Here is a 21767-nt window from a genome sequence, read left to right on the forward strand (position 1 = left end):
TTTAAATTTTCTACCATTTTTTATCATAGAATAATAGGAAAATAGTTGACATTCCTCATGTTATTCACCTAAAATTACAAAAGTAAGTCAATTATGAAAAATATATTACAAACGATAAATGATTGAAATATGCCCCGTCATGAGAGGAGAACTGAAAATTGTGTCAGTAAAAGGAAAATGGGTGACCATTTTAGTTGTGCTGGCGATCGTTATTGGAGCGGTTGCTTTTTATCAGAATCAACAAGCAAGTGGAACAGAAAAGAAAAATGTAAAACAAGATACAAACTATAAAAATGTAGAGATCGTCACCCTTGTAAATGACGGGAAATTTATGAGATATGCAATCAACTATCCTCTTTTCCATCAAAAAGAACTAGATCAAGAGATTAGGCGATATGCAAACACCACATTAGAACGCTTCAAAACCACATTCAGTGAAGCAAAGGACATCGATGAAAATAGACGATTTGAACTGAATATTGATTATGATTTGGTGCATTATGCGAAGCAATCTGTCGCGATTCACTTTACGACTTATACTTATACAGGTCACAATAAAGGAAACACACATATTGAAACGATTAACTATGATTTTCAGAAAAAAGCTTTTCTTCAAACAAAAGATTTATTTCAACCAAAAACTGATTATTTGAAGACATTATCTGATATCACATATTCAGAGCTACTAAAGGATAAAACTTTATCTAAGGATCAACCCCTCCTTCAAAAAGGAACGGCTCCTACTGAACAAAACTTCAGTCAATTCGCCTTAAAAGAGAAGTATGTCGAGTTCTACTTCCAAGCTTCTCAGATCGCAGAAGAGGATCTTGGTCCGCAACCGCTGGCCATTAAAAAGACGTTACTGAAAGACATTCTGAAGTCAGAATATATGAATACAACCAAAAATAAAAACAAAATCAAAGAACCAAACCCAAAAAGGAAGGCTGTTAAGCTTCCGAAGAAACCAAAGCTTGATCCAAATAAAAAAGCCATTGCACTTACATTTGATGATGGACCAAATCCAGAGACGACCTCACAGATTTTAGATGCCTTGAAAAAGAACAAAGGTCATGCGACGTTCTTCGTACTGGGGAACAGGGTTCAATATTACCCGGAAATGCTTGGCGACATGTTAAAAGCTGGACATGAGATCGGGAATCATTCATACAACCATCCTTTACTCACAAGACTTCCTTTAAAACAAGTCGTTCAACAGGTGAAGGATACACAGCATATGATTGAAAAAGCCAGTGGCTACAAACCGACGTACTTTAGACCGCCATATGGCGGAACCAATCAAGAAATCAATGAAGCAATAGGGATGAAAGTGTCCCTTTGGGATATTGATCCGGAAGATTGGAAAGTGCGCGACAGTCAGCAGATCACAAACCATGTACTGGCACACGCAGCCGACGGAAAAATCGTGTTAATGCACGATATTTATAACAGCTCCGCTCTTGCAGCAGTGACGATTATCCAAGAGTTAACAAAACAAGGCTATCAGCTTGTCACAGTCAGTGAGCTTGAACAATTAAAACAAGAACGAAATGAACAAACCCCAGTGAAATAATCACAGGGGTTTGTTTGCTTACTCTAAAGATTTTTTCCTTTTCAATAAATCTTGAAATGTATCCTCCAACTCTTGCGAAGGAGCTATACTTAAACGGCTGATCACCTCAGATAGTTGCATGTCAATCAAAAGAAGCTCTTCCTCTTTCTGTGTAACCACAAGTTTTTCTTCCTTTTTCATATACTCTTCATAGGAGCCATCAAATGCTTCGATGCTTCCTTTGTGAACATGGAGAATGCGTGTGGCCACTTGCTCGATAAGTCTGCGGTCATGCGAAACGAAAATAACGGTTCCCGGGTAATGCTTCAATAGCTCTTCAAGCGCTTCTACTGCGGCAAGATCTAAAAAGTTCGTCGGTTCATCAAGCATCAGGACATTGGCATCACTTACGAGTAACTTCGCAAGCATCGTCTTGACCCGTTCGCCTCCGCTTAACACCCCAACAGGTTTATGAACATCCTCACCCCGAAATCCTAGTCTGGCTAAAACAGTTCGAACAACCGTCTCATCTTGAAGTGCATCATCTAATGTATTCTTTAAAATCGATTGATCCAACGCCAATCCAGACAGATCCTGACTAAAATACCCTATCTTCATCGCTTCTGAACGTGAAATATCAGGGTGCCCTTTCACCAGCATTTGAAGTAATGTCGTTTTACCGCTCCCATTTTTCCCGATGATGGCGACTTTGTCTCCACCTCTCACGTCAAAACTGGCTTTTTGCCATAGAGTCTTATCACCTGCTGTTCCATCTACATGATTGACACGTAAGATGGTTCGGCTCGTCACTTCCCTCATGGTGTGTTGGGTCATTTTGATCGGTACGATATCCCTTACTTTCTCAACCTGTTCTAATTTCTCCATTCTCGTTTCAATGGATTTCGCTGTTTTTTGCAGCTTTTTTTGTTTGTTTGCATAGTATGGCTTTGCAATTTTAGGTCCAGACGATTTCACCTTTTGTGTTGGTTTTGTGGCTCTGTCCGCTTTTTTCAATTTCTTTTGTAGTGCCTGTTCTAACTGTTTTTTCTTTTGTGTATATGCTTCATATGCTTCTATTTGCTGACGATGTGCCAGTTCTTTCTGCTGTGCAAAGTGGGTGTAATTCCCCTTATATGATGTGAGCGCCCCGTTTTCCAGCTCCCATATCTCTGTACATAACGCATCTAAAAAGGCACGATCATGCGAAACAACGATCAAAGCGCCTTGATAGTCTCGTAACTTTTGCTCTAACCACTCAATATGCTCTTGGTCTAGGTGTGTCGTCGGTTCATCTGCTAATAACAAAGCAGATGGATCGTTTAAAGCTCTTTCTATATATGTTTGTGTCACCTCTCCTCCACTTTGTGTCCCGTCTATATTTTTCAGTTGTGGGAGTAGCACACAAGTAGTCGTTGCACCAAACGTTCCACTATCTGCTTTTTCTTGACCAGCCAACACTTCCAATAAAGTGGTTTTTCCACTGCCGTTTTTGCCAATGAGACCAATCCGATCTCCGTGATGGATGGTCAGGTCCTCGATGTCAAATAACACCCGATCCTTCCGAAATACTTTTAATTGATTGATTTTCACCAACATCCAACCCTCTCCTTTCATGTAGGAGACATGAAAAAGCCCCCTATTCTCAGAATAGGAGGCAAATGGGTATTCAAAATAAGCGCATCAAAACAGAGTCGTGTGTCAACGGTCAAACCGAAACACATCCCTGTATTCAATGTCCTTATTGTTCGGTTCCCAAACTGTACCATCCTATTCCGAAGCTCAAACATGAAAACGCAGCAAATAAGCTCAACTTTACGTTGATACACTGCTTTTTTCATTTTGCTTACAGGTCATAGGATTAGTACTTCATTGCATTGGGTCACCCTTCCGTCATTTGTTACGTCAACAATAAAAGAAGGGTTATGATTTGTCAAGTTGAAATGGCATCAGTGAGTCAATCAGTTGCCATGTATAGGGGTGATTCGCTTGAAACAGCTCCTGCGTTGTACATTCTTCAACAAGCATACCTTCATGTAAAAAAAGAAGGCGATCACACAGATATACAGCTGCTTCTACATCATGGGTAATCATGAGAGTGGTCATATTCATATCCCGTTTGAATGTTGCTAGCAGGTCTAATATTTGAACTTGTACAGAAACGTCAAGTGAGCTAAGAGCCTCATCTAAGATAAGAATTTCTGGATTTGTTGACACCGCTCTAGCGATACAAACACGTTGAAGCTGACCACCACTTAACTGATGAGGGGATTGATTGAGCACAGAATGGGGCAGCCTTACTTGGTCAAGTAGTGACAACACTTTTTGGTTGATATTTTGCCTGTATTTCAATAGATGCATTGGCTCTGCAATGATCTCTTTCACCGTAAAGGAAGGGTGGACAGAAGCCGTGTAATCTTGAAAAACAAAGCTCATTTTTCCGCGATTCATTTGATGCCATGTTTTCGCTGGCCGGCCATCGATCTGAACCTCCCCACCGTCTAATGTTTCTAAGCCGAGCAAGATACGTGCTAGTGTACTTTTGCCACTACCACTCTCACCTACTAACCCTACACACTCACCTTTTTGAATCTGAAACGATACGTGTGAGATTCGATGTTTGGGGTTCTTTTGATGAACGCTCCTTCTCTTATCTGCATGTTTCAACAATTGATTTGCTGTGATAAACATAAGATCTCCTCACTCTCATTTTTTCAGGGCTTCAATCGGTGAGGACAAACGAAGTCTTGCATTTAGTAATTGCTGTGTTTTAGGATGAACAGGTGAATTGAATATGTTTTTAGCGCTGTGATACTCGATCATTTCGCCTTGATGCATCACCAGCAACTCATCAGCAATCGCCTGAACGATCCCTAAATCATGTGAAATGATGACAATTGCCATTCCCATTTCATCTTTCAGCCTTTTTAATTCGTTCATCACTTCACGACGGTTGTATGCATCTAGTGATGCTGTTGGCTCGTCTGCAATCATCACGTCAGGAGAAAGCATCACTGTGATCGCAATCATGACACGCTGAAGCATCCCGCCAGATAGCTCATGTGGATATTTCCTCATTACGTCAAGTGCATTTTTTAAACGGACACGTTCCAGTCCAGCAATCGCATGTGCTTTCGCTTCTTTGCGACGTAGTCCTAAATGAAGCTGAAACGTTTCAATCATTTGATGACCAATGGTTTCAATTGGATGAAATGCATTCATGGCATCTTGTGCGATGAAGCCGAGGCGTTTCCCGCGCCACTGTTTCACCACATCACTTGTCAATTCCACACCATCCATCCAGATCGCTCCACTTACCTCCAGCGAAGGGGCTAAAAGATCAATGAACGCTTTTGCGACAGTTGATTTTCCGCTTCCACTTTCACCAATAATGGCTAAACAGCGTTGTTTATGTAAGGAAAACGTCATGTTGGTCACCAAGTTCTTTTGTTGAAAAGGGTCATGTACGGATAGATTTTTGACGTCGACGAAAGCCAAATCGTCCTCCCCCTTTGTTGATGTCATGCCTATAAGGGCTCATCGCCTGCTGTAAACTATCCCCTAAAAAGTTCAACGCCATAACGACACATAAGATGGCAAGTCCAGGAGCAAGCATGTGGGTTGGATGTGTCACCATGACATTCTTCGCTTCATTTAACATCATCCCCCATTCAGGTGTGGGTGCGCTCACACCTAAACCAAGGAATGACAAAGCAGAAATATTTAAAATCACCCAGCCTGCGTCAAGAGTTGCAAGCATCGCTACTTCCCCTGAAATTCTAGGTAACAGGTGCTTTCTTAACAGGTAAAAAGAAGAACCACCAGACACTTTGGCAAACTGGACGGACGGTTCATTTGCATATTGCAAAACGGACGAACGGATCATCCTTGTATACCAAGCCCATTTCGCCAAAACATTTGCCAAGATGATATTGAAAAGCCCTGGTCCAAGAATTCCAACGACCGCTAAAATCATCACTTCTGCTGGAAAAGAAAGCATGACATCACATAGCCGCATCAATGCATTATCAACCTTCCCTTTAAAAAAGCCAGCTATGAGTCCAAGGACGATCCCAATCAGCATGGTAAGACACATTGTCAGAAGTGCTACAAGCATCGTTGTACGTATGCCATATAAAAGACGAGACATGACGCACCTCCCCAAATGATCCGTTCCAAGCGGAAAGGTGAGGCTCGCCCCTGCATATTTTTGAAGAATATGTGTTTCAGTCGGATCATGTGGTGCAAGCACCGGTGCAAACACCCCAGCGAATGCAACAAACACTAATAGGCAAATTGAAAGCATCGCCATGCGATCTTGCTTTAATTGATTCCAGATCACCATTGTCATTCGCCTTCCTTCCGTAGCTGTGGATTCATGATCATTTGGATGACATCCGCGATGAAGTTACACACGACAAACATGAACCCCATCAAAAATAAATAGGCTTGAATGATCGGGAAATCAGCGTGGAATATAGCCGCCACACACAAGCGACCAACACCTGGCCAAGCAAATACATTTTCAATGATCACAGTACCTGCAATGAGTTTTGGTATAGACATACCAAGTGCTGTCACCGTTAATTGCAGGGCATGTCTCATCACCTTCAATTGGATGGTGCGTTCCCTTAAACCACGAGCTCTTGCATAAAAAACAAATGGTTCGTGCTGAAACTTCAGGATTTGGTTCCGAATCAACCTGACATATGTTGACAAGTAGCCAAATGATAGTGTTACCGCTGGGAGGATCAGAGATTTGAAGTCTTCCATTCCACTCGTATTCACCCAATGAAGCTTCACCGAAAACAACCAAATCAACAAAATACCCAACCAAAAACTCGGCATTGAGGCTGCAATAAAAATACAGGCTCTTAAGATTCGATCGATCCACGTGTTGGCAGCATAGGCGCAGATGATTCCGAATAACAAACTTAACACCATGATGAAGAGAAGCGCTGCTCCTGCAAGCTGTAATGTCGCAGGCAGCGCCTCCATTATAAGATCAAATACAGGCTCCTGCGTGACATAGCTAGTGCCAAACTGACCTGTTAAGCCATCTTTTAACCATGTGACATAACGGATGAAAAAAGGCTGATCTAATCCTAACTCTTGTCGCATGGATGCAATCATTTCTTCCGTTGGGGTTACTTGATTCACGCGTAAAGCGACTTCGGCTGGGTCACTTGTACGCATGGTAAGGAGAATAAACGCAAAGAAGGTCATGAATATAACGAGTGGGAAAAACATCAACAATCTATTCAACATATACCGTTTCATGTCTTCATCCCCTCGATTTATGACGAGAAATACATGGTGTCAAAAGGGATTTCATATTGAGACACATGAAAGCCTACACCTTTTAAGCGTTGTTGATACACAGCCTTTGTCACAGAATAAGAAAGCGGAATATATACATTCTCATCATGGATATACGTGAAAATATCACGATACATTTGTTTCCGCTTTTGCACATCTGGCTCTATCAAGACATTCGTAATCGTCTCGTCCAGCCATTTCTTCTTTTCCAACCCTAATTGTGCTTGATAGTCCGCATGGGATGCGACACGGAAGGAGGAGACGTACGTTTGTGGATCATATGGGAGTCCCCACGATAAAGAGTACATCAGATCGAACTTTCCTGTTTTTTGACGATCCAAATACGCTTGTTTTTCCTCTCCCCTAATATGTAGTTTGATTCCAACCTGTTTGAAATCATGTTGAATCGACTCACTAATCGTTCTCTCTCCAGCATTATCGGAATTATAGTAAATGGTCACACTCAATAACTTGTCATGTTTATACCGGTAACCATCCTCTTTCAGCTTCCAACCTGCGGCATCCAATAATGTTTCTGCTTTGGTCTTTTGATAGGTTTTCTTTGTCAGTCGAATATCTGCGTAGGGGATAGTAGGCGCAAGTAACGTATGTGCCACCTGTTCGGTTCCATTTAAAATTCCTTCTGTAATCATCTCTTTTTGCACAGCATACTGAAACGCTTCTCTGACTTTTGGATCTTTTGTGATCGGTTGATTGGAGTTGATCACAATTGATCTAGAACCTGTAGGAGGACTAACGGATACTCCGTATTGTCCATCTTTCTTTAATGCTTGAAACGAATCGCCATCGACCATGTCACCATCTGCTCCATATAACAAATCTATTTCGCCTTTTTGCAGTGCGAGTAAAATGGTTTGGTGATCAGGCATCACATTCCACTTCACTCTTGAAATCTTAGGCTTTTTCCCCCAATACTGATCATTCTTTTCAAAAATGGCGTATTGATTTTTTTTATGCTCTTTTAATACATAAGGCCCTGTGCCAGCATATCCTTCGACTCCGTTCGCTGTGGTGCCATCAATGAAACTTTTCGGTGAAATAAAACGGAACGGACGTGTTAAACCAAGCTCTTCTAAGGTAGGATAGTAAGGATTTTTTAAAGTGAGAACAAACGTGTATTCATCTACAGCCTTTGTTGATTGAATTTCAGTTACAAGATTCAGCCAAGCGTTTTTCTCCATGTTTTCGAGGACTGCATCGATATTGAGCTTTACTGCTTTTGCATGAAAAGGCTCGCCGTCTGAAAAAGTCACACCTTTTCGCAAGTGAAAGGTATAGGTTTTCCCATCTTCTGAGATGTCCCAGCTTTTCGCTAGTGCAGGTTGAATTCCTTTTTCTGTATTGACGACAAGCGATTCAAACACCATATTTTGTGCAGCCATTTCTCCGCCATAAAGATGTGGATTGAGGTCCCTAATATCTTTTGTACTGGCAAAAACCAATTCGTCGTCATCTTCTCTACCATTTACGTCAGTTGATGTGTTGTTATCAGTGCATGAAGCCAATAGAATGCAAGCCAAGATGGAAACAATCATCATGGCAAACTGACCGACGGGCTTCTTTCTCTTATCTCTCACTTTTATGTAAACAGGATCATCACTCATACGCATTTCCCCCTATTCATTTTATCGTAATCATTACGTTTTATTAATCGTAATGATTACGAATTGAATATTAGCATACAGACTTGGGAAATACAATCTCTTTTTTTCATTAAAAAAACAGACTCTTATTGAGTCTGCTTCGTCTGTATATATTGATCGATCATGCGTAATGCTTTTTCTGTACCGCCTGCTGTTTCAAAGCTTTCTTGAATTTTTTCAATCCCTGCTTTATATGTGTTGGTGGTCAGTACGGACTTCACCGTATCTCTCAATTGTTCGGCTGTCAGCTGGTCTTTATCGAGTGCGCGTGCAGCTGATAAGTCCGTTAACCTTTGCGCCACCATTGGCTGATCTTTGTCATGCGGAATGACAACCATTGGGACGTGGAAATGAATGGCTTCATTGACACTGTTCATCCCACCATGTGTCACAAACACATCTGTATGTTCTAATACTTCAAGCTGGGGCACATAAGGCGCAATGATAAAATGTGCAGGCGCCTCTTTGACGAGGGACATATCAATTTTATCGCCTGTTGCCATGACCACTTTCCCCTCAAAATCAGCAAAAGCATCAATACACATATTAAAAAACGCTTCAGTATCCCCTAGAACTGTTCCCATTGAAATAAAAACCACCCGTTCTTGTTCAAGTGCTTCTAGCGGGAAATGATGCTGATCGGCTCGTTTTGGAAAACTAGGTCCAACAAAGACAAACGAATCATTTAATGCATCCACCGACGGCTGAAAATATTCACTCGTATAAACGATATTCAGCTCTCCTCGATTTTTCATGAATTGCATCAAATGCTTGGGCTCTACCCCAAATCGATCCTTTATTTCTTCTAACAGATGGGCCGCTTTCTCATCTTTTCGATAGAGTGGTGTATCAAAATGCGCCTCCTGCAACACAAAGGATGGATTGGAACCGACGCCTGGAATCTTCAAGAATTCGCATACAAGCTCTCCCGCTCCAAACATATCGAAGTACACGACATCAAACGAATGCTGATGAGATAATGTTTCCACCAGTTCCAAAATATCTATAGACGTTTGCAGCATTGCATGAAAAAAAGGCTGCATCGAATCTAGGTCTCCCTCATTCACACTTAAAGTGCGAATATAATCTGGATGTATATGTACGTGAGCGCCTAAACGTTTCATACGCTCTTCATAATGTACGGTTGTCACCGCATGAACCTCATCTCCTCGATCAGTCCACGCTTTGATCATCCCTAATACCGGGTTCACATGCCCTTCAGCCGGGAAATTAATCAATAAAATCTTCGCCACGCTACTTCCCTCCTATTGTCAATTCATTTCCATCTTAACCATATGCAGACAACGAGCTCAACAAATCCGCCTGAAAAGAGAGAAAATGAGTCTTAAGGTATAAGAGAAAAGAGTTAATGGATGCGACTTCTACGGTAGGACAACTTTTATTAATTTTTTATTGGATATTTAAGAATGGTTTCTTCTTTGTTTAAAGTTGTTGTTACTTTAGAGTTAACGAGAATCGTATTGTTTTCTTTGTTAATAGATAATTCAATAGGGGTTGACCTTTCTGAAGAATCACCGTACCCGAGTATTTCTTGTTCTTGATTATGAATGACTAAAACCAGACTAAATTCTCCATGATCTTTAATCAGTTCTATGTTGTGTGTTGAATTTTCAATTTTATCACTAGAAAAAAGTGTATGGTCTGTTCCAAGTTCTTTCATAACAATAGATATTGGTGTGTTTATCGTTTCTGATGTTTTTATTGTTAAATTGTTTTTATTTTGATTGAATAAGAAAAATAATGTGACGGAAAGTATTACTACTGCTATCGTTATAATCATTAATATTTTTTTCTTAGACATGAAAATCATCCTTTCTGAATCATTCTACACTGATATTTTGGGATTTGTAGTTTAGTTATTTTTTTACAAATAGTGGTGTTATTTTAACTTAGGAATCTCGCTGTTTGTATTTATGACTCCATTCTATAAAAACAAAAAAACCCTTTTTCAAAAGGGTTTTTCTCTTTATCACATACTAATAACGCGCTCGGAGGGATTCGAACCCCCGGCAGACGTGGTACCGGAAACCACCGCTCTATCCAACTGAGCTACGAGCGCACGATATGTTTTTGAACGTCAGCATATCACATTATAAGGGAAATGAAGTGAGAAAGCAATCATTAATCATCCGCATGCGTTGATGTATTTTCTTCTTTTTCACACATACATTAACATGGTGGTTTGAATGAAAACCATTTTGGGGAAAATGATGAAAGTGAAGTGATTTTGGGTCAGCGTTTTGTTTGACCTTTATTGACCAAAAATGTATCATGAAATTACATACTTACCTAAAAGGTGAAGGAGGAACATTATGAATTTAATACCTACAGTCATTGAGCAAACAAACCGTGGGGAAAGAGCTTACGACATTTATTCACGTCTTTTAAAAGACCGTATTATCATGCTTGGTTCTGCGATCGATGACAATGTTGCCAACTCCATCGTGTCACAGCTTCTGTTCTTAGAGGCCGAAGATCCAGAAAAAGATATCTCTATTTACATTAACAGTCCTGGTGGTTCAATTACGGCTGGTATGGCCATCTACGATACGATGCAGTTTATCAAACCAAAGGTTTCAACAATCTGTATCGGTATGGCTGCTTCAATGGGTGCATTCTTGCTTGCTGCTGGAGAAAAAGGGAAACGTTATGCCCTGCCAAATAGTGAAGTGATGATTCACCAACCATTAGGCGGCGCGCAAGGTCAAGCGACAGAAATTGAAATTGCGGCGAAACGCATTCTTTCTTTACGTGATAAACTGAATCACGTCCTTGCTGAGCGTACTGGTCAGCCAATTGAAGTGATTGAGCGCGATACAGATCGTGACAACTTCAAAACTGCGGAAGAAGCACTAGAGTACGGACTAATCGACAAAGTGTTGACTCGTAATACAGAAGAACAAAAATAATATGACAAAATAAACCGTCTGCTCCTTGAACAGACGGTTTTTTGTGTTGAAAACACGCTAAGACAGCTCCGTCCATTTCTGCTGAAGAGATGGTGTTTGATAAGAAGCCATCTGCGTGATTAATTCCTTCGGTTCGCTGGAAGCATGTAGCAATTGGAGGTGTGATTCATTCGAAAAACCTTCTTGTATACTAAACTTCACCATGTCAATGAGCGGATTGAAATAGTCATTCACTTGATATAAGCCGATTGGCTTTTGGTGAATGCCGATTTGGGCCCAGCATAGCACCTCAAATAATTCTTCATATGTACCAAAGCCGCCTGGCATCGCAATAAATCCGTCAGGCAGCTCACTCATTTTCGCTTTTCGTTCGTGCATTCCTGTTACTTCGATTAATTCTGTCAGCTCTTGATGCACAACTTCTCCTCTAAAAAGCCCTTTAGGCATAACCCCAATGACTTGCCCGCCATGTCTTAAGACCTCATCTGCAATGGCGCCCATTAATCCAATTCGTGAACCGCCGTATACAAGTCGGATGTCTTGCTCTGCCATATAAGCCCCTAGCTCTACAGCCTTTTCTTTGTAGACGTCCTTCACGCCTGGATTCGAACCAGCAAACACACAAATCGTTTTCATCAAAACAGCTCCATCTCTCTCTATGATTTCTTCACCCACTCATTCTACTATAATTGTTTTTTAAAAAACAGCCGCTTCATCTATATATAGTGTAAAATCAAAAGGTACATACCATATAAGGAGCTGTATCAAGAGAATGCAAACAAATGAGATGGAGAAATGGATCAAGGATTTTTACAAAAAGAGAAATTGGACAGAATACGGACCGTTTATCCGGTTAGGGTTCCTGATGGAAGAAACAGGCGAACTAGCGCGCGCTGTTAGAGCCATCGAGATCGGACGTGACCGGCCTGATGAGCAAAAACAAAAGTCATCTGAGTTGAAGAGAGAACTCGTTGAAGAAATGGGAGATGTATTAGGGAATCTACTTATTTTAGCCGATCTTTATGATGTCACAGTAGAAGAGATCTTCTCCTCTCATCAACAGAAACTCACAAAGCGTTTTTCAGAACTGAAAAGCACGTGACCACATCGTCACGTGCTTTTTCCCACCTTTATAGATGCTTTGGTGAGATATCATCTGTATATCTGCAATCGGTTAAAGCATCATAATGGTAAGCTGATGATTGTCGGACTTCAAACGTGTTCAGCCGAAATGGTTGCTTTATAATAAAAGGAGCAAGATGATCATGTGAAAGGAGCGAGTTGACTGTGAAACCACACATTTTTGTCGCCAAACCATTACCAGCCTCATTTGAGGAAATACTAAAGGACCATTGTACATACGAGGTGTGGCAATCGAAGGAGCCGATTCCAAAAGAAGTCCTGTTTGAAAAACTGCAACATGCTGATGGTCTGTTAACGTCTGGAACGAAAATCGATCAAGAGCTTTTAGACCATGCGCCAAAACTAAAGGTGGTCAGCAACCATTCCGTCGGCTATGACAACTTTGATCTAGATGCTATGAGACGAAAGGGTGTGATTGGTACACATACACCTTTTACGCTTGATCATACCGTCGCTGATCTTGCTTTTGCACTCATTCTCTCATCAGCCAGAAGAATTGCTGAGCTTGATCGGTTTATTCGCGAAGGAAATTGGACGACAACTGTGCAGGAGGAAGAGCTATTCGGCATTGATGTTCATCACAAAACAATCGGAATTATTGGGATGGGACGTATCGGTGAACAGGTAGCCAAACGAGCTGCACATGGTTTTGATATGAATGTGCTTTATCATAATCGGAGCCGAAATGAAAAAGCTGAATCGGCATATGACGCTGTGTACTGTACATTAGATGACCTGCTGACCGAAGCCGATATCATTGTCTTAATTACACCGCTGACAGATGAAACCTATCACATGATCGGAGAGAGAGAATTTAGGCTTATGAAGAAGACAGCTCTGTTTGTGAATATATCCCGGGGAGAGACTGTCGATGAACAAAGTCTCATTCAAGCGCTAAAGGATGGATGGATCAGGGGAGCAGGTCTTGATGTCTTTGTGCAAGAACCACTGCAAGAAGATCATCCGTTTAAAACAATGAATCAAGTGACTCTTGCGCCTCATATTGGTTCCTCTACTGAACTAACAAGAGATGCCATGCTCAAAAGAGCCATTCATAACGTCATTCACGCCATTGATGGGAAAGCTCCTGTCGATATTGTGAAAGAACTTGCCTCATCTTGAGGGAAAAGACGCAACTCTCTGCGTCTTTTTCTTCATCCCAACAAAAGATCCTTAGGAGAATAGGACGGTTTTTACAAATATTCTGATTCTTTACATCCCCTTTATTTTCGGGTGCTATAATATGATGTAGACAAGCAACAAGAGGACGGCACCCCATTTCCTTTAGGAGGATGAAGATGAAAAAATTCAGTTCGTTATTCACAATGATGGCTTTGATCACTGCGATTTTGTTTTCTGGATTTATCCCGCAGCAAGCCCATGCAGAAACGGCATTCACACCAACAGCTACTGAGAATACTTCCACTCAACTAGCGCCAGACCTTCGTACACTTGCTGTCATTAATACCTTTGATGGGGTGGCAGATTATTTAATTCGCAACAAACGACTACCCGATAATTACATCACGAAATCACAAGCAACAGCGCTTGGGTGGGTGGCATCGAAGGGAAATCTAGCTGAAGTAGCACCTGGTAAAAGCATCGGTGGAGACGTCTTCTCTAACCGTGAAGGCAGACTTCCTTCAGCAAGCGGACGTACATGGCGTGAGGCCGACATCAATTACGTCTCTGGCTTCCGCAATGCGGACCGTCTCGTCTATTCAAGTGACTGGCTCATTTACAAAACAACTGACCACTATGCTTCCTTTACACGTATTCGTTAAATCAAAAAAACAGCCTACTAAAAGGGCTGTTTTTTTTATCATCTTTTCGGAATCAAGCTTTGTACATAGTCATCGAAAGGTTCAGAGAGTGGCTGTTTTGAGACTTCTCCATTTTCATGAACAGTGAGATGATCTTCTGTCACGATCAGACGACCTGTTTGTGTCAGCTTAGACGCAAGCGGTTTTTTGTTAAAAGGTGATGCTTCATTTTCGTAGATGTGATGCCTTAATTGTAGCAATGTTTGTTCATTCACTTCGTTCAACGTAAATGCATAGCCAGTTTCCGCCCCTGCTCCACGATCTAACCGAAGCAAGTGTGTCCCTTTTTCCGTTTTCTCTTCTTTGACGCGGAAGCGCATAAACGGTGATTTTACCCACTCTTCAGTGAAGGGGACCGGCTGTAGAGGTAAATTGGCCCCAAATCCTGCGTCTATGAGATAACGCTCATCCTCATATAAGAGAGTAATGGCTACGTGTGTTCCATCGATCGACCACTTGCCAGCTTCTTTGTTATACACTGTCCCCTGGACGAGCTGTACAACGAAACCAAGCTCTTTTAACACATAATACAATAATGGGTTGAGGTCATAGCAAAGACCTCCTCTGCTTTCTTCGAGCAGGTGCTGTTTCAACCCTACTTGATCTAGGGGATAGGACTGTTTGTTCAGCACTGATCTGTTCTCAAACGGAAAGGTATACGCCATTTTCCTTAATAATTCAGGCAATTGTTCAAAGGTCACCTGCTCGCCTTCATATCCAATTTTCTGCAAAAAGGCTGATTGTATCATCCATCATTCTCCCCCTTTAAAAAAACTGAGCCTGGCAAAGGACTCAGTTTTCTTGATTGATAAAATCCGTTAAAGCATCAATGGCTTCCTGTTCATCAGCTCCATCAGCAATCAGCTTGATGGTAACTCCTGTACTAATGGCAAGACTCATCAGACCCATAATGCTTTTTGCATTGACTCTTTTCCCATCTTTCTCTAAGAAAACATCAGATCCGAAGCGGTTCGCTTCTTGAACAAACAATGCAGCCGGTCGTGCCTGTAAACCTGTTTTCAACTGGATTGTGACCGTTTCTTCCACCATTTGATCTGCCTCCTTTTTCTATTTGAGTGTAACGGCTTGTCCATTTCGCAATTGTTCTGCTATTTGATCTAGCTTTCTCAAGCGGTGGTTAATGCCTGATTTGCTGATCTTGCCGCTTTCCACCATTTCCCCAAGTTCCTTCAATGTGACTTCTTGGTATTCGATGCGAAGTTTTGCAATTTCACGCAGTTTATCGGGCAATGCATCTAGCCCTATTTTTTCATCAATGAATTGAATGTTTTCCACCTGACGCAACGAGGCACCGATGGTTTTATTCAAGTTTGCTGTTTCACAATTGACGAGTCGGTTCACAGAGTTTCTCATATCACGAACGATCCGCACGTCTTCAAAGCGAAGCAATGAGTTATGGGCACCAACAACACTTAAAAATTCCGTAATTTTTTCGGCTTCCTTCATATAGGTAATGTAGCCTTTTTTACGCTCAAGTGTTTTACTGTTGAGGTGGAATAGATTCATCAGCTCACAAAGAGCATCATTGTGTTCTTTATATAGTGAGAAAATTTCAAGGTGATAGGAAGACGTTTCTGGATTATTGACAGAGCCTCCTGCTAAAAAAGCACCTCGCATGTATGAACGTTTGCAGCATCTTTTCTTCACCAGTTCTTCTGATATGTTGCGTTCAAACATAAAGTGTTCACCTAATATTTTTAAATCCTCTAGGATGGATTTTGCTCGTTCTACGAGTCTGACAATATACACATTATTCTTTTTTAATCTCATTTTTTTACGAACGAGCAGCTCGACTGTCACATCATATTTCTTTTTCAAAAGGGTATAAATACGCCTCGCAATGGCTGCGTTCTCTGTCTGGATATCCAAAATCAGTTTTCGATTAGAGAAAGATAATGAACCGTTCATACGGATGAGGGCAGAAAGCTCTGCTTTTGTGCAGCAGTCCTTCACGTCCAAATTAGTCAGCTCTTTTTTTGTTTCGGATGCAAATGACATCCTTGCCACCCCCACTCCTAATTTTTCTGTTGTAGCAGATCGACAAGCATTGAAGCGACTTTTAGCGTGTCGTGACGAATCACATGTTGGTCATATGTAATGATTTCTCCAGGGATGACCTCCAGTCCCATTGCTTTCAGTGTCTCTGTGTCAAACTGCACAGGCTGCGCTTGTTCTTCTGCATATTTTGCTTTGATTTCTTCTGGAATATCTTTATTATTCACAAAGATCGTGTCAATGAATGGTCGATCCATATGATCATTTAACGCCTGTACATGATCCGCTGCACTATAGGAAAGCGTTTCCCCTGGTTGCGTCATGACATTGCATATATACACTTTTTTCGCCTTTGAGCGAATGATTTCTTCTCCAATATGTGGGACGAGTAAATTGGGTAAGATACTCGTATACAAGCTGCCCGGACCAATGACAATTAAATCCGCCTCGCGAATGACCTGAATGGATTCGGAGAGCGGTTCAATCGTATCTGGTGTCAGGAACACGCGTTTAATTCTTTCACCGTAGGTCGGTATTTTTGATTCGCCTGTGACCACTTGCCCACTTTCTAATTCAGCATGGAGAACAACACTTGAATTCGCTGCCGGTAATACTTTTCCTCTTACATTTAAGACCTTACTCATTTCTGTGACGGCATGAAAAAAGTCACCGGTAATATTTGTCATCGCCGCAAGAATGAGATTGCCTAGTGAATGACCTGTTAAGTCATTCCCTTTGTTAAACCGGTGCTGAAATAAATCTTCTACAAGTGGCTCAACATCAGAAAGTGCCGCCAGTACGTTTCGAATATCGCCCGGCGGGGGAATATTCAAATCATGACGCAATCTGCCTGAGCTGCCGCCATCATCAGCAACCGTTACAATCGCGGTAATGTCCACAGGCTTCGTTTTAAGCCCTCTAAGCAAAACTGATAAGCCTGTGCCTCCGCCTAGGATAACAACCTTCGGAAGGTGTGCCATCTATTTTCTACTTCTCTTTTCAATGTCCCGGTGAGTGACATGTGTATAGTAATCGTTTTTAAAATAATCAGCTAGATAGTTCGCTAACGTGACTGAACGATGCTGGCCACCAGTGCAACCAATCGCAATGACGAGCTGACTTTTCCCTTCTCGTTTATAAGAAGGAAGCATGAAGCTAAGAAGATCAATTAATTTCTCAGTGAATCTTTGAGTTTCACTCCATTTCATCACATAAGATCGCACTTCTTCGTCATTTCCAGTCTGTGGACGCATGCTTTCAATGTAGTATGGATTCGGTAAGAATCTGACATCAAATACAAGATCAGCATCAATCGGCAGACCATATTTAAAGCCAAATGACATGACATTGACAGTAAACACTTGTCCTTGATTCGTTGCAAAGTGTGCCACAATTTTTTCTCGCAGCTGTTTTGGTTTTAGCTCAGAGGTATCAAAAATCATCTGAGAACGACCTTTTAGCTCCTCTAACAGCTGACGCTCAATGGCAATTCCTTCAAGCGGTAGACCAGTTGTAGCAAGTGGATGTGAGCGTCTCGTTTCTTTATATCGAGAGACAAGCACCTGATCATTTGCATCTAAAAATAAAATCCGTGGTGTAATCCATCCGATATCACTCATTTCATCTAAAGCAGCAACTAAGCTATCGAAAAATTCACGGCCGCGTAGATCCATCACAAGTGCCACCTTGCTCATTTTCGAATTCGATTCTTTCATGAGCTCCAGAAACTTCGGTAAAAGCGATGGTGGTAAGTTATCTACACAGAAATACCCTAAATCTTCAAAGCTTTGAATGGCAACGGTTTTCCCCGCTCCTGACATTCCTGTGATAATGACAAGCTGAATATCATCTTGAATATGTGTATTCATGCCTGCTTCCTCTCCTTCTTTATGAAAACGGTTCATTTTTTAGTCTCCTTGAGGATCTAAACGATAAGCAATGAGCTCAAAATCTGGTGTATACGTAAACGTGCCATGGAGAAGTCCCTTTCCCTTTAGCATAAAGTCAAGAATGTGACGATCACCAGGAGCCATCGGTAAATCAGGCACATCATTGATGTCATGCCATTTTAAAATTCCTTCCTCCGACTCTGACACATTTTTCCCTGTAAAGGAATCTGCCATAAAAGTGAACATCATCCATTCTTGGACGACTTGGTCTCCTTCTTTTATAATAAAGGTAAAAACGCCTTTTAGCTGTGGATTTAAAATATAAATTCCTGTTTCTTCTCTATATTCTCGAATCACTGAATCCTTGACCGATTCTCCGCTTTCCATTTTGCCACCTGGCGCTACCCACCAGCCCCGTCTTGGCTTTTGCAGCAAGAGGACTTGATCATCGTGATGCAGCACACAATTCGTTACTCGTTGCACCAGCTGTCACCTACTCTTTTATGTCTTTTTCTTATTATACAGGTTCATTCTAACTCCCACAATGAACATGCCCGATGTCCACCGAAAACAGACAGGTTTTTGCCTGTTTCATGGGTCGTATTGTTTTGTTTCTTTCTATTTTACAACATCTAACGGTTCTCCATGCGTCATTTGTGAACATCTCGTGAATTTCTCATTTTTCGCAAAAAAAAGGACACGGATTCACATCCGTGCCAAACATGTATTCCTTATAAAAGGGGGTCAATTACTAGCTTTATCATACCGAATAATTGTTTCACCCGTGTTACATTCCAATTAAAACCACATGACGCTATATTAAGGATTGAAAACAGCCTTTATTTCATCGCCTTTAACTTTTCAGCAAGCTCTTCTACGTAATGCTGTGCACTCTGTGCTGCAATACTTCCGTCACCTGTTGCTGTTACAATTTGGCGAAGTGTTTTTTCACGAATGTCACCTGCTGCGAAAATACCATCTACTTTTGTTTCCATTCTTTCGTTTGTTTCAATGTATCCTTCTTCATTTGTAATCCCTAGATTTTCAAATGGTTTGGATAGTGGTAGCATTCCGATATAGATAAAGACACCGTCTGTTTTAAAGTCTTCTTCTTCACCAGTCACCGTATCAACTAATGTCACACTGCCCACTTTTCCATTTTCTTCATTGATTTGTTTCACCGTTTTATTCCAGATGAAGTCGATTTTTTCATTATCGAAAGCACGTGCTTGTAAAATGCTTTGTGCACGCAGTTTGTCACGTCTATGGACGAGGGTCACCTTTGAAGCAAAGCGAGTCAAGTAGACACTTTCTTCAACGGCAGAGTCTCCACCACCAACAACAACAAGTTCTTTGTTTTTAAAGAATGCACCGTCACATACTGCACAGTAAGAGACGCCACGGCCTCCAAGTTCTTTTTCACCTGGTGCACCGATTTTTTTGTATTCAGCGCCTGCTGCGATAATGACAGAGCGACCTTTATATTCTTTTGAACCTGCTTTGACGATCTTATATTCTTCACCGTCTACAATTTCTTTAATATCGCCATACGCATATTCAGCACCAAATTTCTTCGCGTGCTCAAACATTTTATTTGAAAGTTCCGGCCCTAAAATCCGTTCAAAGCCAGGATAGTTCTCGACGTCCTCTGTATTTGCCATTTGTCCACCTGGAATCCCTCTTTCAATCATGAGTGTTGAAAGATTTCCGCGTGATGTATAAACAGCGGCTGTCATTCCGGCAGGACCTGCTCCAATGATGATCGTATCGTAGATTTTTTCTTCTGACACAACTGTCACTCCCTCTTCAATTGCTGCTAACATTTCCTATTAGAATGCCCTTGGATGATGCTTCCATGCATGATCACGCATCATTTCCTTCTTGGCTTTTGTTCCTTACTCATATCCTATAAAATATGCAGCGAATAAGCGAATCATCTGCTCAAAACTTCGAAAAAAGAAAAAGCTTCCTTAAACTGTTGTCTAAGGAAGCCTACTGTTTACCTCGATATGGGCGTACGACTTATTCAACGACTCTTCTAACAACGCCTTTGAATGCTTTTTTCCAGTAAACGTTATTCATTGAATCAATTGACACACCGTGCGAGCTGTTATCGTTTAAGAACGTACCGTTTCCTAAGTAAATACCAACATGACCATTTACTTTGTACGTATCAAAGAATACAAGGTCTCCACGTTTCATCGCAGATGCACTTACTGCTCTTCCTTTTCCAACAAGCGTATCTGTCGTTGTCCCACCAACTGGTCCAAGGTTAATGCCTGCTGATGCAAATGCCCAGCGAACAAATGATGAACAGTCAAAACGGCGGGCGTTAATATCAGCTTGTGATCTACCGCCACCCCATTTGTATGGAGATTGACCAACGATAGAAGAACCTGTGCTGATAGCACCTTCAATTCCGCCTACGTTATTGCTAACTGCTGATCCACCACCAGATGATGCCTTTTTGCTAGGTTTACGAACGCTGTTGTTTTTTTTCTTTGAAGAACCACTGTTATTTGATACAGACGGGCTACTCTCGTTATTTGAGCTGCTGTTGTCTTCGTATTGGCTATTTGATTGACGACTTTCTGCTTTTTGAGTCGCTTTTTGAGTCGCTTCTTCAGCTTCTTTTTCAGCTTGTTTTTGTGCAGCGATTGTTGCCTCTTTTTCAGCAGCAATACTGTTGGACTGACTGTTTAACTCGCTAATTTCAGAAGTTGCGCTGCCTTTTTGCTCTTTCACTTGCTTGAATAGCTTGTCTTTTTCATCGAGCTGCTTATTCAAGTCAACTTGTAATGTTTCTAGCTTTGCCAATGTGTTTTGAACATTAACAAGTTTCGTATTTAAATCATTTTCAGACTTTTGGAGTTTCGCTTTGTCTTTTTCTTGTTCTTCGATGATTTTACTGTCTGCATTGATCAGTGTTGATACCGCTCCTGCTCTGCTAATAAAATCACTAAAGCTTGTAGCTCCTAGTAATACATCTATGTATTGCATAGATCCGCCGTTTTCCTGTAGCGCACGTACACGCTTTTTCAGGAATTCGCTTCTGTCTTCAATCCGTTTTTCTGTATCAGCAATTTCTTTTTTTAATGCTTGAATTTCTTTTTTTGTTTTTTCATTTTCTGCTTGCTTGTCTTCCATTTGTTTACTTGTTTTTAAAGCTTTCTCGTCAATTTCCTTCAGCTTAAGCGCAAGCTCTTCTTGTTTTGCTTCAAGCTTTGAAAGCTCTTCTTTTTTCTTTTGGAGGTTTTGATTGACCTCTGATTGCTTGCTGTCCAGTTCTACCTTCTTTTGTTCAAGGTCTTGTGCATGTGCTTCATTCGTAAATGGGATAAATAAGCCGCTCGCTCCGATGACCGAAGCCAAACTGATAGTGATAAACTTTTTCACGAATTGTTCCTCCTTTGACAAATTCCGTAGCGACATGAGAA

Annotated in this window: 22 protein-coding genes and 1 tRNA gene; 5 read left to right on the plus strand and 18 right to left on the minus strand. The window is 41.2% G+C overall.

What is annotated here, in order from left to right; translation table 11 throughout:
- Positions 1-160: 160 nt before the first annotated feature.
- Positions 161-1570 (plus strand): polysaccharide deacetylase family protein, encoded by a 1410-nt coding sequence (locus tag AB1K80_RS06730; RefSeq protein WP_412855846.1) that lies wholly within the window; start codon positions 161-163, stop codon positions 1568-1570.
- Between the two features lie 18 nt (positions 1571-1588).
- Here AB1K80_RS06730 and abc-f read toward each other — a convergent pair whose 3' ends face one another.
- The 9 genes from abc-f to AB1K80_RS06775 all read right to left on the minus strand — a co-directional run bounded on the left by abc-f (position 1589) and on the right by AB1K80_RS06775 (position 10609).
- Positions 1589-3145 carry a ribosomal protection-like ABC-F family protein gene (gene abc-f / locus AB1K80_RS06735; protein ID WP_412855847.1) on the minus strand — a complete coding sequence of 519 codons (1557 nt, stop codon included), beginning with the start codon at positions 3143-3145 and terminating at the stop codon, positions 1589-1591.
- A gap of 324 nt (positions 3146-3469) precedes the next feature.
- Entirely contained in the window at positions 3470-4237 is a 768-nt protein-coding gene (locus AB1K80_RS06740; RefSeq protein ID WP_412855848.1) for an ABC transporter ATP-binding protein, read from the minus strand.
- A 15-nt stretch (positions 4238-4252) separates the two neighbouring features.
- On the minus strand, positions 4253-5044 hold the full coding sequence (locus tag AB1K80_RS06745) for an ABC transporter ATP-binding protein (protein WP_412855849.1): 792 nt from the start codon (positions 5042-5044) through the stop codon (positions 4253-4255).
- The gene (gene opp1C, locus AB1K80_RS06750; protein ID WP_412855908.1) at positions 5007-5891 is read right to left on the minus strand and encodes a nickel/cobalt ABC transporter permease; all 885 of its coding nucleotides are present in this window, start codon (positions 5889-5891) and stop codon (positions 5007-5009) included. The genes AB1K80_RS06745 and opp1C overlap by 38 nt, the downstream gene beginning before the upstream one ends.
- A gap of 2 nt (positions 5892-5893) precedes the next feature.
- Complete coding sequence (gene opp1B / locus AB1K80_RS06755; protein WP_412855850.1) at positions 5894-6826, minus strand: nickel/cobalt ABC transporter permease; 933 nt, start codon at positions 6824-6826, stop codon at positions 5894-5896.
- Positions 6827-6843: 17 nt separating this feature from the next.
- Positions 6844-8490 carry a nickel ABC transporter substrate-binding protein gene (nikA, locus tag AB1K80_RS06760; RefSeq protein ID WP_412855851.1) on the minus strand — a complete coding sequence of 549 codons (1647 nt, stop codon included), beginning with the start codon at positions 8488-8490 and terminating at the stop codon, positions 6844-6846.
- Between the two features lie 125 nt (positions 8491-8615).
- Entirely contained in the window at positions 8616-9782 is a 1167-nt protein-coding gene (locus AB1K80_RS06765; protein ID WP_412855852.1) for a macrolide family glycosyltransferase, read from the minus strand.
- A gap of 149 nt (positions 9783-9931) precedes the next feature.
- The gene (locus AB1K80_RS06770; RefSeq protein ID WP_412855853.1) at positions 9932-10351 is read right to left on the minus strand and encodes a hypothetical protein; all 420 of its coding nucleotides are present in this window, start codon (positions 10349-10351) and stop codon (positions 9932-9934) included.
- 182 nt (positions 10352-10533) lie between these two features.
- A tRNA-Arg gene (locus AB1K80_RS06775) sits at positions 10534-10609 on the minus strand.
- A gap of 253 nt (positions 10610-10862) precedes the next feature.
- On the opposite strand from AB1K80_RS06775, the gene clpP reads away from it, so the two are divergent.
- The gene (gene clpP / locus AB1K80_RS06780) at positions 10863-11459 is read left to right on the plus strand and encodes an ATP-dependent Clp endopeptidase proteolytic subunit ClpP (RefSeq protein ID WP_412855854.1); all 597 of its coding nucleotides are present in this window, start codon (positions 10863-10865) and stop codon (positions 11457-11459) included.
- 57 nt (positions 11460-11516) lie between these two features.
- Here clpP and AB1K80_RS06785 read toward each other — a convergent pair whose 3' ends face one another.
- On the minus strand, positions 11517-12095 hold the full coding sequence (locus AB1K80_RS06785; protein ID WP_412855855.1) for a TIGR00730 family Rossman fold protein: 579 nt from the start codon (positions 12093-12095) through the stop codon (positions 11517-11519).
- Positions 12096-12231: 136 nt separating this feature from the next.
- On the opposite strand from AB1K80_RS06785, the gene AB1K80_RS06790 reads away from it, so the two are divergent.
- The 3 genes from AB1K80_RS06790 (at position 12232) to AB1K80_RS06800 (ending at position 14386) form a co-directional block, all read left to right on the plus strand.
- On the plus strand, positions 12232-12561 hold the full coding sequence (locus AB1K80_RS06790) for a MazG nucleotide pyrophosphohydrolase domain-containing protein (RefSeq protein WP_144521840.1): 330 nt from the start codon (positions 12232-12234) through the stop codon (positions 12559-12561).
- Positions 12562-12746: 185 nt separating this feature from the next.
- On the plus strand, positions 12747-13724 hold the full coding sequence (locus AB1K80_RS06795) for a 2-hydroxyacid dehydrogenase (protein ID WP_412855856.1): 978 nt from the start codon (positions 12747-12749) through the stop codon (positions 13722-13724).
- Between the two features lie 176 nt (positions 13725-13900).
- Positions 13901-14386, plus strand: a complete 486-nt coding sequence (locus AB1K80_RS06800; RefSeq protein ID WP_412855857.1) for a ribonuclease — start codon at positions 13901-13903, stop codon at positions 14384-14386.
- 38 nt (positions 14387-14424) lie between these two features.
- On the opposite strand, the gene AB1K80_RS06805 is transcribed toward AB1K80_RS06800, so the two are convergent.
- From AB1K80_RS06805 to AB1K80_RS06840, 8 genes are all read right to left on the minus strand, one after another.
- A complete protein-coding gene (locus AB1K80_RS06805; protein ID WP_412855858.1) occupies positions 14425-15174 on the minus strand; it encodes an arylamine N-acetyltransferase family protein in 750 nt (249 codons plus the stop codon).
- Positions 15175-15217: 43 nt separating this feature from the next.
- Positions 15218-15475: an HPr family phosphocarrier protein gene (locus AB1K80_RS06810; protein WP_412855859.1), complete on the minus strand. Its 258-nt coding sequence runs from the start codon at positions 15473-15475 to the stop codon at positions 15218-15220.
- Positions 15476-15493: 18 nt separating this feature from the next.
- A complete protein-coding gene (gene whiA / locus AB1K80_RS06815; RefSeq protein WP_412855860.1) occupies positions 15494-16444 on the minus strand; it encodes a DNA-binding protein WhiA in 951 nt (316 codons plus the stop codon).
- A gap of 17 nt (positions 16445-16461) precedes the next feature.
- On the minus strand, positions 16462-17421 hold the full coding sequence (locus tag AB1K80_RS06820) for a gluconeogenesis factor YvcK family protein (RefSeq protein ID WP_412855861.1): 960 nt from the start codon (positions 17419-17421) through the stop codon (positions 16462-16464).
- Positions 17422-18309: an RNase adapter RapZ gene (rapZ, locus tag AB1K80_RS06825; protein WP_412855909.1), complete on the minus strand. Its 888-nt coding sequence runs from the start codon at positions 18307-18309 to the stop codon at positions 17422-17424.
- Positions 18310-18348: 39 nt separating this feature from the next.
- Positions 18349-18813: an 8-oxo-dGTP diphosphatase gene (locus AB1K80_RS06830; RefSeq protein WP_412855862.1), complete on the minus strand. Its 465-nt coding sequence runs from the start codon at positions 18811-18813 to the stop codon at positions 18349-18351.
- 356 nt (positions 18814-19169) lie between these two features.
- Positions 19170-20120, minus strand: coding sequence for a thioredoxin-disulfide reductase (gene trxB / locus AB1K80_RS06835; RefSeq protein ID WP_412855863.1), 951 nt, complete (start codon positions 20118-20120; stop codon positions 19170-19172).
- A gap of 232 nt (positions 20121-20352) precedes the next feature.
- Positions 20353-21726 carry an NlpC/P60 family protein gene (locus AB1K80_RS06840; RefSeq protein ID WP_412855864.1) on the minus strand — a complete coding sequence of 458 codons (1374 nt, stop codon included), beginning with the start codon at positions 21724-21726 and terminating at the stop codon, positions 20353-20355.
- Positions 21727-21767 lie beyond the last annotated feature (41 nt).

Origin of the sequence: Bacillus sp. 179-C3.3 HS (assembly GCF_047229225.1) — a bacterium.
Taxonomy (GTDB): Bacteria; Bacillota; Bacilli; order Bacillales; family Bacillaceae; genus Bacillus.

Excerpts from the sequence above, each read along its gene's own strand:
- whiA (WP_412855860.1), bottom strand. The coding sequence starts at position 16,444 with ATGTCATTTGCATCCGAAACAAAAAAAGAGCTGACTAATTTGGACGTG.
- AB1K80_RS06805 (WP_412855858.1), bottom strand. The coding sequence starts at position 15,174 with ATGATACAATCAGCCTTTTTGCAGAAAATTGGATATGAAGGCGAGCAG.
- AB1K80_RS06810 (WP_412855859.1), bottom strand. The coding sequence starts at position 15,475 with ATGGTGGAAGAAACGGTCACAATCCAGTTGAAAACAGGTTTACAGGCA.
- AB1K80_RS06785 (WP_412855855.1), bottom strand. The coding sequence starts at position 12,095 with ATGAAAACGATTTGTGTGTTTGCTGGTTCGAATCCAGGCGTGAAGGAC.
- AB1K80_RS06790 (WP_144521840.1), top strand. The coding sequence starts at position 12,232 with ATGCAAACAAATGAGATGGAGAAATGGATCAAGGATTTTTACAAAAAG.
- AB1K80_RS06770 (WP_412855853.1), bottom strand. The coding sequence starts at position 10,351 with ATGTCTAAGAAAAAAATATTAATGATTATAACGATAGCAGTAGTAATA.
- clpP (WP_412855854.1), top strand. The coding sequence starts at position 10,863 with ATGAATTTAATACCTACAGTCATTGAGCAAACAAACCGTGGGGAAAGA.
- AB1K80_RS06740 (WP_412855848.1), bottom strand. The coding sequence starts at position 4,237 with ATGTTTATCACAGCAAATCAATTGTTGAAACATGCAGATAAGAGAAGG.
- AB1K80_RS06800 (WP_412855857.1), top strand. The coding sequence starts at position 13,901 with ATGAAAAAATTCAGTTCGTTATTCACAATGATGGCTTTGATCACTGCG.
- nikA (WP_412855851.1), bottom strand. The coding sequence starts at position 8,490 with ATGAGTGATGATCCTGTTTACATAAAAGTGAGAGATAAGAGAAAGAAG.
- AB1K80_RS06820 (WP_412855861.1), bottom strand. The coding sequence starts at position 17,421 with ATGGCACACCTTCCGAAGGTTGTTATCCTAGGCGGAGGCACAGGCTTA.
- opp1C (WP_412855908.1), bottom strand. The coding sequence starts at position 5,891 with ATGGTGATCTGGAATCAATTAAAGCAAGATCGCATGGCGATGCTTTCA.
- opp1B (WP_412855850.1), bottom strand. The coding sequence starts at position 6,826 with ATGAAACGGTATATGTTGAATAGATTGTTGATGTTTTTCCCACTCGTT.
- abc-f (WP_412855847.1), bottom strand. The coding sequence starts at position 3,145 with ATGTTGGTGAAAATCAATCAATTAAAAGTATTTCGGAAGGATCGGGTG.
- rapZ (WP_412855909.1), bottom strand. The coding sequence starts at position 18,309 with ATGAATACACATATTCAAGATGATATTCAGCTTGTCATTATCACAGGA.